Genomic DNA, 12,533 nt, shown 5'->3' on the forward strand with positions numbered 1-12,533 from the left:
CCCCTCTTTCTCACGGTTTTTGTCCTGCTTGATGCCCCCTGAACGCATCGCGAACGGCGCAATGCCGCAATGCAGAATAAAATCACTGTCCGTTCCTCGTTTACACGGCGCTGAACCCGCCGCCTCCCTCATGCTCGACCTCGCCCGCAAACGCATCGTCCTCGGCCTGACCGGCGGCATCGCCTGCTACAAAATCGCTGAACTGGTGCGGCGCATGACCGAACAAGGCGCCACCGTCGACGTGGTGATGACCGAGGCGGCCACGCACTTCATCACCCCGGTCACCATGCAGGCCCTGTCGGGCCGCCCGGTGTTCGTGGACGCGTGGGACGCCCGCGTGCCCAACAACATGGCGCACATCGACCTGACGCGCGGCGCGGACGCGGTGCTGATCGCGCCCGCCAGCGCCGACTTCATGGCCAAGCTGGCCCATGGCATGGCCGACGACCTGCTGTCCACGCTATGCCTGGCACGTGCCTGTCCCTTGCTGGTGGCGCCCGCCATGAACCGCGAGATGTGGGCCAACCCGGCCACGCAGCGCAACGTCGAACAACTGCGCGCCGACGGCATCAGCGTGCTGGGACCCTCCGCCGGCGAACAGGCTTGCGGCGAAACCGGCGACGGCCGCATGCTGGAAGCGCATGAGCTGCTGACCGACCTGATCGCCTTCTTCCAGCCCAAGCTGCTGGCCGGCCGCCACGTGCTGCTGACCGCGGGCCCCACGTCCGAACCGGTGGACCCGGTGCGTGTGCTGAGCAACCGCTCTTCCGGTAAGACCGGCTACGCGCTGGCGCGCGCCGCGCGCGAGGCCGGCGCCCGCGTCACGCTGATCACCGGCGCCACCTTCTTGCAAGTCCCGCGCGGCGTCACCGCGCTGTCGGTCACCACCGCGCGCCAGATGCACGACGCCGTGATGGCCAGCGCGGCCGACGCCGACATCTTCATTGCCGTGGCCGCCGTGGCGGACTGGCGCGTCAAGAACGTCAGCAACCAAAAGCTAAAGAAGACCAGCGAAGGCGGCGGCGCGCCCGTGATGGAATTCGAACCCAATCCGGACATCCTGGCTGAAGTCGCCAAGCTGCCCAATGGCCCCTGGTGCGTGGGCTTCGCCGCCGAAACCGAAAAGCTGGCGGAACATGCCGAAGCCAAGCGCACGCGCAAGGGCATTCCGCTGCTGGTGGGCAACCTGGCGCACAAGGTCATGGACGCGGACACCACTGAACTGGTGCTGTTCGACGAACAAGGCACCCACCCCCTGCCCGCCGGCGACAAGCTGGACGCGGCGCGGCGCCTGATCGCCGAGATTGCCGCGAGAGTGCCCAGCAAGTAAAAAACCAGGCCTCGCGGCTTGGCCTGGCTGCTGATGAACCCCTGTCCTCGGACAGGGGTTTTTCTTTACTGGCGGCTCTGCCGCGGGATTGGCCGCGCTCAGTGGATGTGTTCGTCGGCCGAACGATCCTCGCGCTCCATCTGCAGCGTCGTATGGTGCAGGTCAAAATCCTCCTGCAAGCGGGCTTCGATGGCGCAGCGCACCTGTTCGCCGTCCGCCCCGGGCGCCAGCACCACATGGCCCGTGAGCATCGGATTACTCTGCGTCACCGCCCACAGATGGATGTCGTGGATGGCGGCCACGCCGGCCGTGCCAGCGATGGCATCGCGCACGGCCTGCAGGCTCATGCCCGGCGGCACGCCTTCGAGCAGGATATTCACGCATTCGCGCAGCAAGGTCCAGGTGCGCGGGAACACCATGAAGCCTATGCCTACCGCCAGCGCGGAATCCACCCAGCGCCAGCCGGTGAACCAGATGAGCACGGCGCCGACGATCACGCCGATTGAGCCCAGCATGTCGGCCCATACCTCCAGGTAGGCGCCCTTCACGTTCAGGCTCTCGTCCTTCGCACTGGCCAACAGGCGCATCGAGATCAGGTTGACGACCAGCCCAACCACGGCGACGGCCAGCATCCCCAGCGACTGGATGTCCTGCGGCGCCGACAAGCGCTGGTAGGCCTCGTACAGGATGTAGAACGCCACGCCCAGCAGCACCAGCGCGTTGACCGCCGCCGCCAGGATCTCGAAGCGGGCGTAGCCGTAAGTGCGCATCAGGTCGGCCGCCTTGCGGCCCGCGCGTATCGCCACCAGCGCCAGCAGTAAAGCCATGGCGTCGGTCAGCATGTGCATGGCATCGGAAATCAATGCCAGGCTGCCTGTGATCATCCCGCCCGCGATCTCCACCAGCATGAACGTGCTGGTCAATGCAAAGGCGATCCAGAGGCGGGATTCGGGCAAGGCGCGCACGTCACCGTGCTGATGGCTGTCGCTCATGGCTGTCCTGGTCGTGGAAGGAAATCAAGGCTGAACCGTGCGCGCGACCGCGGTGCCGCACTGTCCGCAGAAACTCGCTCCTGGGGCAAGCGCGGTACGGCACTGGGGACATGCGGCCGCCGCGAGCGAGGCGCCGCATTGCGAACAATACCGGCTGCCCGCAGGCTGCGCCGCGCCGCAACTATTGCAGGCCACGCCTGCCGCATGCGAGGAAGCGCTTTGCGGCGGATTGCCGTGGGAGCCCCCCCGATGGCCATCGTAGCCATGACGGCCGCCGTAACCATGGCGGCTGCCCTGTCCGCCCAGCAGATGCTTCAGTATGCCCATTTCAGACTCCGAATCGCCGTTCCGGCGTATTGCCAGGCCTCATGAAAAAGCCTGAAGTAACTTCAGAGTCAAGCTCGGCAGCGTGGAACATAAAAAAACCCTCCGTGTTACTGGAGGGTCTTTGGGGCAACCTGGCTTACTGTTCCAGGCTGATGTTGGCCGCCTTGACGATGTCGGCCCATTGCTGGCGGTCCTTCTCCAGGAATTGGCTGAACTGCTCAGGCGTCATGCCGGTGACCGGCTCGGAACCCAGGCCGGCCATCTTCTCGACCAGCGCGGGCTGCTTCAGCACGTCCTGCATGGCCGCGTAATAGGCAGCCAGCACGTCGGCGGGCAGGCCGGCGGGCGCGAACACGCCCTGCCAGGTCGGCATGTCGAAACCCTTCAGGCCTTGCTCATCCAGCGTCGGCACGTTGGGCAATTGCGGCGCGCGCTTGATCGAAGCCACGGCGATGGCCTTGACCTTGCCTTGCGAGGCCAGCGGCGCGGCGGTGGAGATGTTGTCCATCGTCATGGCGATGTGGCCGCCCAGCAGATCGGTGATGACGGGCGCGGCGCCGCGATAGGCGGCGTGCGGCACCTTCACGCCCAGCTTGTACAGCATGGTCTCGGCGATCAGGTGGTTGGAAATGCCCACGCCAGCAGTGCCGTAGGTGGCGGTCGGCGTCTTCTGGAAATACTCCTTCAGTTCGGCCAGGTTGTTGGCCGGCACGTCCGTGTTGACGATAACCACGTTGGGCTGCACCGCGGCCAGCGTGATGGGCGTGAAATCCGCCGGCTTGTAGTTGGTGCCCTTGGGATTCAGGACATGGGTAATGGCCATGGAACCGGCGGCGGCAATGCCGATGGTGTAGCCGTCGGCCGGGGACTGCGCCAGGCGGTAGGCCATGATGTTGCCGCCGGCGCCGGCCAGGTTTTCGACCACGACGGGCTGGCCCAGGCGCTGCGACAGCGGCTCGGCCAGGAGGCGCGCCAGGGTGTCGGCGGAACCGCCGGGCGCGAAGCCCACCAACAGGCGCACCGGCTTGGCGGGTTTCCAGGCGTCGGCGGCGTAGGCCGGCGCGGCCGTCAGGGTTGCGACGGCGAACAGTGCGCCAGCGGCGCGATGCAGATTACGGCTGAACATGAAAAACACTCCCAACGATTGATTGACGAAGCCCGCTTCGTCTCCTCTCGCCGCTCGTCCGCCCCGGCCTTGCCGCGCATCGCTGTGTGCGGCAAGGCTGGAACGGTTCCCGCGGCGTTATTCCAGTATTTGCGCCAGCGCCTGCGCCACCATGCGGTTGGACAGCAGCACCGGCCGGCCCGAGGCTTGCGCCACCGCCTGGCGCATGCGCTCGGCGTAGCCCATGCAATGCATGACGATCAGGTCGCAGGACGCGAGTTCGCGGCCCGCCTGCTCGAAGTTGCGCGCGGCCTGCGCCGCGTCGGCTTCGTAGGGCGAGGCATGCACGACCAGGGTCTCGCAGGACAGCGGCACGACCATGTGGAAGGCGTCGACCTGCGCCTCCAGCGGCACTACCAGCCCCACCTTGCGGCAATGCTCGGCCAGGCCGGCGACCAGGTGGTCCACCACCTGCTGCGGCTCGACCACCAGCGTGCGCATCGGCGCGATCGCGGTGCCGGTGCACAGCGGCACCAGCACGTCGTAGCCCGCCGCGTCGGCCTGGCGCATGACCTCGGCCAGGCGCGCCTCGGCGGCGGCCGCGTCCAGTTCGATCTGCGAGCCGTCGCGCATGCGGGTGGCAAAGCGGTACTCGCCCGGCTTGGGCGCCAGCGCGGCCAGGCCGGCGGCATCCAGGCCGTCCAGCGCGCCGAACTCGTCGATGCGCACCTGCTCGCCCAGGAGCGGCGCCATCTCGGGCACCACGTCGCTGCGCGGCGACTGGCCGATGGTGAAGAACGCCACGCGGCGCGGCTGCGCGCTCATGCCGCGCCCGCGTCGACGCGGCCCACCGTCTGCAGATGCGCCATCGAGCCGTAGCGGCTTTGCAGCGCGGCCCATTCGGCTTCATCCACGAAGCTCATCGCGCCCTGTCCGTAGAGCTTGGCGATCTCGATGCAGAAGCGCATGGCGACGTCGGCGTCCACGGCGTTGGTGACGCCCGTGGCGCAGCCCGGCACCGTGGTCTGCGCGGTCAGCGCCACGCCCACCACCGGCGCGCCGGTAACGATCGTGGGCTGCATCAGCGAGTTCACATGCCACAGGCCGTTTTCGTAGGGCGTGATGTCCTGCGTGGTCAGCGGCAGAGTCACCGGCAGTTCGCCGCTGACCCAGCCCATGACGTCCAGCATGGTTTCGGGAATGCGCAGCAGATAGCCCTGGCGCGCGACCGGCGTCAGCGCCACGCCACGGTGGTTGACCAGGCGGTTGCCGCGTGTGGTGTCGACCGACAGAATCGCGTCCATGCGCGGGTCGACTTCATGCGACATCATTTCGCGCATGGGGAACGGCGAGCGCATCATCGGCACCGGATGGTGCGGCCGCGTGCCGGCGCGCGGGCAGATGTGGGTGCGGATACGCACCGTGCCCGGCAGGACGTCGCCCTGGCGGGCCATGGCCATCAGCTTGAAGGCCGCGGCGATGGCGACCACCGCGCCGTCGCTGTCGGACACCAGGCCGGTGACCGCGGGACGCGCGCCGATGCCGCCCAGGCGGCCGACGATGCCGAGTTGCGGCGCGGCGTCATCAAGGCCGGGAATCACGATGGACAGGAATTCGGTGGCGGCGCCGTCGCGCTCCAGCCGGGTCACCTCGACCTCGCAGTTGCCAGCCGCGCGCAGTTGCCCGGCAACGGCCTCGCCGGTGATGTGGGCGGAGGACAGCAGTTCGATGGTATCGATGACGTGCTTCATGCCGGGATCTCCACGGGGCCGGGGCGGAACACGCGGGGCTCTTCGCGGCCGATGAACAGCGGCGCATCGTGCGGGCCGATCAGATCGATCTGGCTACCGCGCACGCGCAGGGCCGAGCCTTCCGGCAGGCCGAGGACGGGCATCTGCGGGTTCAGCGTGCAGAATTCGGCCAGGCGCTGGGCGCGGGTTTCGCCGCGATGTCCGGGCGGATGCGCGTTGGTGTAGTGCGGGTTGATCTGGAACGACAGCAAGCCCAGGGCGTCGAAGCCTTGCGGGTCGGTGATGGGCATGTCGTTGGTGGTGCAGATGCTGGGGCAGCTCAGGTTGGAGCCGGCGCTCCAGCCCAGATAGGCCGCGCCCTCGCGCACGCGGCGCGCCACGACGTCAAGCAAGCCCAGGCGGCGCAGCTGGCCGAGCAGGTTGAAGGTGTTGCCGCCGCCCACGATGATGGCCGCGGCGCCCGCCAGCGCGGCCGCGGGATCCTCGGCGCGATGCAGCCCCTGGATGTCCAGGCCGGTATCCGCCAGCGCCGACGCCACCAGCGCGGTGTAGTCGTCCCAGTCGCGCGTAACGCCGGCGTACGGCACGAAGACGGCCGGCGCGCCTTGCGGCAGCGATGCGATCAGTTCGCGGATGTCGGGCAGCGCGTGGACCAGATAGCCGGCATCGCTGCTGGAGTTGCTGAGGAGCAGTAGGTTCATGTGGAGGATTTCCGTAAGGGGATTTTCTGGATGTCCGGCGGCGCGGACGCATCTGTATTTGTGAGCCTGCAAGCGTTCAGGCCAGCCAATAGGGATCGTTCAGTTCGCGCCCCAGCGCCCCGACCTGCCGCAGCACGGACTCGCGCAAGCGCGCGACGCGGTCGGCATCGGCCTGGAAGGAAACGAAGGACAGGCACAGGCCGCGCAGTTCGCCGGTGGCGGGGTCGCGCACGGCGGCAGCCACCGCGCCTATGCCCGGCATGGCCTGGTCGATGGCCACGCCGCAATGGTCCGCGCGGGTCTGCGCCACCAGGCGGACCAGGTCGCCGACCGTGGCGGGACAATCGCGGCCTTCGGTGGGCAGCGGCTGATCGGGATCGGTGCCATACAGCGCCTGGAACTCCGTTTCACTTAAACGCGACAACAGCGCCCGGCCCATGGCGGTGCCCGAAGCGGCGCGGCGCGAGCCGGGCGGCGACAGCACCTGCACCGGGTGCGAGCCGTTCAGGCGTTGCAGCACCACGGTTTCGCGCTGGTTCAGGGTAGAGAGATAGGCGGTCAGGCCGCTGTCGTCGGACAGCCGGGTCAACACGGCGCGGCAGGCATCGTCCAGCGGCGTGGCCGCCATGCCGGCGCGCACGGCCTGGGCCAGCATGGTCCCGGCGCGATAGCGGCGCGTGGCGGCGTCCTGGTCGAGCAGGCCGTAATGCTGCATCTGATTGAGCAGGCGCGATGCGCTGCTCTTGGGCATGGACAGGCGAGCCGCCACTTCGGTGAAGCTCAGCTCCGACGCGCCTTCCGCGTACAGCCCCAGCACGCGCTGGACGCCATCGAGAATACTCATGCTTGTTCCATAAATCGGAACTTATGTTCCTTTAAGTTGAACAAGAATAATGCAGGGGCTGGATGGCGGTCAATACGGAAACGCCATGAAAAAGCCCCCGGGTCACCGGGGGCAGAAATCCGTCGGATCAGCCTGTCGAGAGGAATGGAACCCTTACTCGATCGTCTTCCCGTCCTGCGGCGCACCGCAGAATTGCAGAAACCGATGGAGCGGAGGATGCCGTTCGGCGGCGCGCTGCCAAGCGATGATCGTGGGCGGATTGTGTTCGTGCAGGTCGACCGGCAGGATGACAGCCTCGGCTGCTCGGGTCAGACGTTGCGCCGCCGCCAGCGGCAGCATGACCAGATAATCCGTGCTGCGGATGAACTCGTCGGTAAGCAGCAGATCGCTCACCTGGATACCACGCAGCGGCAGGCTCAAATCCGCCCCCAGAAACAACGCGGTCAGCTTGTCATGCATCATCGTGCCCGGACGCGGCTTGCACCAGGGCTGCGCGTGCAGATCCTTCAGCGTGAGGCGCCGCCGCGCCGCCAGCGGCGATAACCGCGCATTGGCGACAACCACCAAGGGCTGCGGCGCCACCAGCCGCAAGCGGCCCAAGCCGGGTGCGATCAGCTCGGGTGCGTCGTAACACACCAGCGCATCCAGCTTGTCGTCCAGCAGCAGATCCGCCATGGCGCGATACCCGCCAGCCTGCACGTCGAGGGCAACGCCCGGCTGCGCCTGGTTGAAGGCATGGATCAACGGCGCCAGGCTCAGTTTGCCCATATCCGTGGCCACGCCGATCCGTAGCTCGCCTTGGTGGCCGCCGCGCACGTCCATGACTGTCTGGGCCAGCCCGCGCGCCTGCGCCACCACGGCTTCCATCATGGGCAGGACCTGGCGGCCCATTTCCGTCGGACGCTTGGCATTGCCCATGCGCTCGAACAACTTGAATCCCAACTGCGATTCCAGTTCAGCCAGGGTTTTCGAGACCGCTGATTCGCTCACGTTCGCGGCCACGGCGACCTCCTTGGCCGAGGGCGCATCGCGCAAGGCCAGCGCAATCTGCAAATGCCGCAGCTTGAGGCGGGAGGCTAGGGACTCCAGGGATGGCTTGAGCATTTCCTCAATACCTTGAGCAAATAATTCACTATACGGTAAAGCCAGGCGATCCGATCATAGTGGCATAGCGCGTGGCCATGGGCCGATCCGAGGGCATCAGATCCGCGGACGTGAAGCCGCGCCGACAGGAGACCGACTTGCTGGACCGCACCCGACTACTTGCCTTCATCCTTGCCGCCGCGACGACGGCCTGCCTGCCACCCAGCGCCATGGCCCAGGAGCCGGCCGGCGGCGACAAGGTCGTACGCCTGATAGTCGGCTACGCAGCGGGCGGCGCGGCCGACGCCGTGGCCCGCGCCTACGCCGAACAGCTGCAGACGGCGGGGTATGCCAATGTCATCGTCGAGAATCGTCCCGGCGCATCGGGACGGCTGGGTTTCGATGTGGTGAAGCGGGCCAAGGCAGACGGCCTGATCTTGTATCTCGGCTCGTCGCCAATGTTCGTGATCTTTCCCCTGACCTACAAGAAGCTGGGGTACGACCCGGATCACGACTTGCGCCCCGTCGCTCTGGTGGCGGACGTGCCTACCGGCGCTGTAACGGGCGCCACCCAACCGTATGGCAGCATGGCTGAATACGTGCAATGGGCCAAGCAGGCAGGCGCCAAGGCGACCTTGGGCCTGGCGACGCAAGGCAGTCCCGGTCAGCTTGGAACCATAGAGATGGGCAGCCAGAACGGCCTCGAAGTCGTGCCGGTACTCTACCGCGGCGCTGCGCCCATGCTGGTGGACGTGGCCGGCGGCGAGGTATCGATGGGCTGGGACGCCGTCGCCAGCATGCTGCCGCTGTACAACGCCGGCAAGGTGAAATTCCTGGGCGTGGCCGGCAGCCGCCGCCTGCCCACGCTGCCCAATGTGCCGACGCTGCTGGAACAGGGCTACCCGCAGTACCAGCACGCCGCCAGCTGGTATGGCGTGTACGCGCCCGCAGCCACGCCGGACGCCACCATCGCCCAGCTGGAACAGGCTTTCATCGCGGCCGGCAAGCGGCCGGCGCTGGTGGAAAAACTGCAGACTGCGGGCTTCCTGGTCGAACCCCAGGACGCACAGGCCGCCAAGCGCCGCATCGGCGTCGAGCGCGCGCACTGGGCCCCCATCGTCAAAGCCGCCGGCATTTCCTTCGACGAATAGGCGGAACGTGGCTTCGATGAGCGATTCTCTTTGCGAGCTGAGCGCGGTCGAGGCCGCGCGCCTGGTCCGAACCAAGGCCGTGTCCCCGGTAGAGCTGGTACGCGCCTCGCTGGACCGGGCCGAGCGACTGCAACCCGTCCTGAACTGTTTCATCACCTTGTGCGCCGACCAGGCTATCGCCGAGGCCAGGCTTGCCGAAGCCGCGCTGATGCGCGGCGATGCGGCGGGCCTCTTGCATGGCCTGCCCTACACGGTGAAGGACCTGGTCAATACCGCGGGCGTGCGGACCACCTTCGGCGCCGTGCCGTTCAGCGCGAACGTGCCGGCCGAAGACGCCGTGGCGGTGGCGCGGCTGCGCCAGCATGGCGCCATCCTGATCGGCAAGACCACGACGCCTGAGTTCGGCTCCAAGTCGATGACCGATTCCCCGCTGTTCGGCCATACCCGCAACGCCTGGAACCTGGAACGCACCTGCGGCGGTTCGAGCGGCGGCGCCGCCGCGGCGACGGCCGCCGGCATCACGGCGCTGGCGGTGGCCAGCGATGGCGGCGGCTCCACCCGCATTCCCGCCGCGTGCAACGGCGTGGTGGGATTCAAGCAAAGCCTGGGCGCGATACCGCACAGCCAGGCGCAGGACGCCATCGGCAACCAGACCTATGTGACGCCGACCACGCGCAGCGTGGCCGATACCCGTTTGATGATGGCGGCCATGGCCGGCCCGCACGATTGCGATCCGTGGTCCCTGGGCGTGCCCCGCGCCGACTACGCCGGCGCGGCGGCCTCCCACGAAACGCTGCGCGGCAAGCGCATACGCTACTGCGCCGCCCCGCCCGGCCGCCCCGTGGCTGCCGACGTGCGCCGCGCATTCGAGGCGGCACTGGCGCGCCTGGCCGATCTGGGCGCGGAAGTCGAGCCGTTCGACGGCGCGGGCTTCGATGTCGAGCCGATCTGGCGCGTCATCAACCATACCGTCTGGCGCACTCGCTTCCTGCCCCTGATCGAGCGCGAACCCGACGCCTACAGCGCCACCTTCCGGCGGCAGATCGCCACCGCCGCGGCGTTCAGCGCCCAGCAATACCAGGAAGCCATGTTTGCCCGCACCGCGCTCTATCGCAAGGTGCAGGCGCTGTTCGATCAGGCCGACCTGCTGGCCATGCCGACCATGTCCCGCACCGCCTTGCCGCTGGGCACGGACATCTTCGACACCATCGACATTGACGGCCGCTCGTTCGGCGACATCCGCGCCCATTGGTATCCGTGGACCATGCTGTTCAACCTGACCGGCCACCCCGCCGTCAGCGTGCCTTGCGGACTGGGCCAGGATGGCCTGCCGCTGGGCTTGCAACTGGTTGGCCCCTGCCACGGCGACCTGCAGCTGCTGCTGGCCGCCGAGGCCTACGAGCAGGCCTGCGCGCCGCCGCCGCGGCCGCCGGTGATGGCATAGTCCGCGTCCCGGCCTATCGCGTCGACAGCTCCGACCACTGTGCCAGCGGCAAGGGCGGCTGCGCATGCAGGATGCGGCCCAGCACCAGCTTCAGTTCAGCCCAGCCGCCGCGCTCGGTGGGCCAGCTGGACGGCGTCACCGCCTGCCAGCTGCCGTCCGCCGCGCGTTCCGCCATCTTGAAGCGGAAGGTGTAATGGCCCGCCATGCCCATGCGCAGGTCCGTCACCACCAGCGCGTTGCCTATGACGTCGTAGCGTAGCCAGTCGTCCGTGAACCAGCGCAGGCGCTGGTGCAGCGGCGCGTCCGCCAGCGCCTGCGCCACGTCCAGATTGAGCGGCTGGCGCAGCCATTCCGGCGGATCCCGGTCGAACAGGCTGCTGACCGATTCGTAATAGTGGCCGTCGGGCGTCTTGGCGATGACGCGCCACACCAGCGTGTTGAAAGGCATGGGCACGGCGCGCAGTTCGCTGACGGCAATGCCCTGCGCCTGCATCGCCTCGCGCACGCGGTCCTCGGCGGCAATGCGCGCGGCCAGCCCGAATCCCAGGTAGGCCGTGCTGAAGACCAGCGCGGCGGCCAGCAGCCTGCGCGCGGTGCGCGTCATGCCGAAGCCGACGGCGAACAGCACCGCCAGCAGCAACGGCACGGTATAGACCGGGTCGATGATGAACACGGCGGCCCAGCTTTCAGGGATGAGCGCCAGCGGCCAGAACAGCTGCGTCCCGTAGACCGTGAAGGCGTCCAGCACGGGATGGGTCACCAGCACCAGCCATAAGGTCAGGAACAGCCGGCGTCCGCTGTACGGCGCCTGCGGCCAGTATTTGCGGATCAGCCAGGTCAGGAAAACCGCCAGGCCGGTCAGCACGAAGACCGAATGCGAGAAACCGCGGTGGTAGGTCATGAGCGACACCGGGTCCGGGTAGCTCATCAGCACGTCCAGGTCCGGCACTGTCGCCAGCGCCGCGCCGTAGATCAGCGCCCGGCGCCCCTGCACCCGTCCCAACAGGGCGCCCTGTATGCCCGCGCCCAGCACCGCCTGCGTAACCGAATCCATAACTCTCCAACATTTAGCTTCATCCAGACGGACTATACGGCGCACCGGCAGTTCCGCAGGCGTTAACATACCCGATTGCGTTCAGCTAAATTTCAACTTTGTATCCATGGACCAATACGTCGACCAGATCGCGATGTTCATCGAGGCCAACCAGGCCTGGGCGGGCCCGATTACCTTCCTGCTCACCCTCGGCGAATCGATGGTGCTGCTGGGCCTGTTCATCCCGGCCACGGCCCTGATGCTGCTGACCGGCGGCCTGATCGGCGCGGGCACCCTGAACCCCTGGAGCATCATCGCCTGGGGCATCGCCGGCGCCATCGTGGGCGACGCCCTGTCCTACTGGCTGGGCCGCTGGGCCGGTCCCGGCGTCCTGCGCCGCTGGCCGCTGAAGCAACAGCGCAGCGGCGTGGCGCGCGCCCGCCTGTTCTTCTACCGCTACGGCTTCGCTTCCGTGCTGATCGGCCGCTTTCTGGGGCCTATCCGCTCCACCATCCCCACGGTCGCCGGCGTGATGGGCATGGGACACAGCCGCTTCCAGCTGGCCAACGTCACGTCCGCCATCCTGTGGATGCCGTTGATGCTGGCGCCGGGCTACATCACGGCGCGCAGCCTGGGCACGGCGGACAATGCGCAACAGATTGCCATGATGATCGGCGCGGGACTCTCGGTGCTGCTAGGATGCGGGCTGTTGATAGCCATGCTGCGCAAGCGCCGGGTCCCGGCGCGCCAACGCCGCGGCAACTGAACCGGA

Annotated in this window: 13 protein-coding genes; 4 read left to right on the plus strand and 9 right to left on the minus strand. The window is 67.7% G+C overall.

Annotation, left to right across the window (positions count from 1 at the left end):
* The first annotated feature begins 130 nt into the window (after positions 1–130).
* Positions 131–1,330, plus strand: a complete 1,200-nt coding sequence (gene coaBC, locus AXYL_RS20210; RefSeq protein ID WP_013394714.1) for a bifunctional phosphopantothenoylcysteine decarboxylase/phosphopantothenate--cysteine ligase CoaBC — start codon at positions 131–133, stop codon at positions 1,328–1,330.
* Positions 1,331–1,428: 98 nt separating this feature from the next.
* On the opposite strand, the gene AXYL_RS20215 is transcribed toward coaBC, so the two are convergent.
* The 8 genes from AXYL_RS20215 to AXYL_RS20250 all read right to left on the minus strand — a co-directional run bounded on the left by AXYL_RS20215 (position 1,429) and on the right by AXYL_RS20250 (position 8,154).
* Positions 1,429–2,322 (minus strand): cation diffusion facilitator family transporter, encoded by an 894-nt coding sequence (locus AXYL_RS20215; RefSeq protein ID WP_013394715.1) that lies wholly within the window; start codon positions 2,320–2,322, stop codon positions 1,429–1,431.
* A 24-nt stretch (positions 2,323–2,346) separates the two neighbouring features.
* Positions 2,347–2,649 carry a zinc-ribbon domain-containing protein gene (locus AXYL_RS34425; protein WP_041654015.1) on the minus strand — a complete coding sequence of 101 codons (303 nt, stop codon included), beginning with the start codon at positions 2,647–2,649 and terminating at the stop codon, positions 2,347–2,349.
* 136 nt (positions 2,650–2,785) lie between these two features.
* Complete coding sequence (locus AXYL_RS20225; RefSeq protein WP_013394716.1) at positions 2,786–3,775, minus strand: Bug family tripartite tricarboxylate transporter substrate binding protein; 990 nt, start codon at positions 3,773–3,775, stop codon at positions 2,786–2,788.
* Positions 3,776–3,892: 117 nt separating this feature from the next.
* Positions 3,893–4,579, minus strand: coding sequence for an AroM family protein (locus AXYL_RS20230; protein WP_013394717.1), 687 nt, complete (start codon positions 4,577–4,579; stop codon positions 3,893–3,895).
* Positions 4,576–5,505, minus strand: a complete 930-nt coding sequence (locus AXYL_RS20235) for a DUF1177 domain-containing protein (protein WP_013394718.1) — start codon at positions 5,503–5,505, stop codon at positions 4,576–4,578. The genes AXYL_RS20230 and AXYL_RS20235 overlap by 4 nt, the downstream gene beginning before the upstream one ends.
* A complete protein-coding gene (pepE, locus tag AXYL_RS20240; RefSeq protein WP_013394719.1) occupies positions 5,502–6,206 on the minus strand; it encodes a dipeptidase PepE in 705 nt (234 codons plus the stop codon). The genes AXYL_RS20235 and pepE overlap by 4 nt, the downstream gene beginning before the upstream one ends.
* Before the next feature lie 76 nt (positions 6,207–6,282).
* A complete protein-coding gene (locus tag AXYL_RS20245) occupies positions 6,283–7,050 on the minus strand; it encodes an IclR family transcriptional regulator (protein WP_013394720.1) in 768 nt (255 codons plus the stop codon).
* 153 nt (positions 7,051–7,203) lie between these two features.
* A complete protein-coding gene (locus tag AXYL_RS20250; protein ID WP_013394721.1) occupies positions 7,204–8,154 on the minus strand; it encodes a LysR family transcriptional regulator in 951 nt (316 codons plus the stop codon).
* A gap of 137 nt (positions 8,155–8,291) precedes the next feature.
* On the opposite strand from AXYL_RS20250, the gene AXYL_RS20255 reads away from it, so the two are divergent.
* Both AXYL_RS20255 and AXYL_RS20260 read left to right on the plus strand, forming a co-directional pair.
* Positions 8,292–9,284 (plus strand): Bug family tripartite tricarboxylate transporter substrate binding protein, encoded by a 993-nt coding sequence (locus tag AXYL_RS20255; RefSeq protein WP_013394722.1) that lies wholly within the window; start codon positions 8,292–8,294, stop codon positions 9,282–9,284.
* Positions 9,285–9,300: 16 nt separating this feature from the next.
* Positions 9,301–10,728: an amidase gene (locus tag AXYL_RS20260; RefSeq protein ID WP_013394723.1), complete on the plus strand. Its 1,428-nt coding sequence runs from the start codon at positions 9,301–9,303 to the stop codon at positions 10,726–10,728.
* Positions 10,729–10,741: 13 nt separating this feature from the next.
* On the opposite strand, the gene AXYL_RS20265 is transcribed toward AXYL_RS20260, so the two are convergent.
* Entirely contained in the window at positions 10,742–11,782 is a 1,041-nt protein-coding gene (locus AXYL_RS20265; protein WP_013394724.1) for a metal-dependent hydrolase, read from the minus strand.
* A gap of 106 nt (positions 11,783–11,888) precedes the next feature.
* Here AXYL_RS20265 and AXYL_RS20270 point away from each other — a divergent pair, with 106 nt between their 5' ends.
* The gene (locus AXYL_RS20270; RefSeq protein ID WP_013394725.1) at positions 11,889–12,527 is read left to right on the plus strand and encodes a DedA family protein; all 639 of its coding nucleotides are present in this window, start codon (positions 11,889–11,891) and stop codon (positions 12,525–12,527) included.
* Positions 12,528–12,533 lie beyond the last annotated feature (6 nt).

The organism is Achromobacter xylosoxidans A8, assembly GCF_000165835.1.
In the GTDB taxonomy this organism is placed as follows: Bacteria; Pseudomonadota; Gammaproteobacteria; order Burkholderiales; family Burkholderiaceae_B; genus Achromobacter; species Achromobacter xylosoxidans_B.

What these genes read in the sequence shown, in the direction of transcription:
- AXYL_RS20265 (WP_013394724.1), bottom strand. Translation starts at nt 11,782, where the DNA reads ATGGATTCGGTTACGCAGGCGGTGCTGGGCGCGGGCATACAGGGCGCC.
- AXYL_RS20250 (WP_013394721.1), bottom strand. Translation starts at nt 8,154, where the DNA reads ATGCTCAAGCCATCCCTGGAGTCCCTAGCCTCCCGCCTCAAGCTGCGG.
- AXYL_RS20225 (WP_013394716.1), bottom strand. Translation starts at nt 3,775, where the DNA reads ATGTTCAGCCGTAATCTGCATCGCGCCGCTGGCGCACTGTTCGCCGTC.
- AXYL_RS20230 (WP_013394717.1), bottom strand. Translation starts at nt 4,579, where the DNA reads ATGAGCGCGCAGCCGCGCCGCGTGGCGTTCTTCACCATCGGCCAGTCG.
- AXYL_RS20215 (WP_013394715.1), bottom strand. Translation starts at nt 2,322, where the DNA reads ATGAGCGACAGCCATCAGCACGGTGACGTGCGCGCCTTGCCCGAATCC.
- AXYL_RS20270 (WP_013394725.1), top strand. Translation starts at nt 11,889, where the DNA reads ATGGACCAATACGTCGACCAGATCGCGATGTTCATCGAGGCCAACCAG.
- AXYL_RS20245 (WP_013394720.1), bottom strand. Translation starts at nt 7,050, where the DNA reads ATGAGTATTCTCGATGGCGTCCAGCGCGTGCTGGGGCTGTACGCGGAA.
- AXYL_RS20235 (WP_013394718.1), bottom strand. Translation starts at nt 5,505, where the DNA reads ATGAAGCACGTCATCGATACCATCGAACTGCTGTCCTCCGCCCACATC.
- pepE (WP_013394719.1), bottom strand. Translation starts at nt 6,206, where the DNA reads ATGAACCTACTGCTCCTCAGCAACTCCAGCAGCGATGCCGGCTATCTG.
- AXYL_RS34425 (WP_041654015.1), bottom strand. Translation starts at nt 2,649, where the DNA reads ATGGGCATACTGAAGCATCTGCTGGGCGGACAGGGCAGCCGCCATGGT.
- AXYL_RS20260 (WP_013394723.1), top strand. Translation starts at nt 9,301, where the DNA reads ATGAGCGATTCTCTTTGCGAGCTGAGCGCGGTCGAGGCCGCGCGCCTG.
- coaBC (WP_013394714.1), top strand. Translation starts at nt 131, where the DNA reads ATGCTCGACCTCGCCCGCAAACGCATCGTCCTCGGCCTGACCGGCGGC.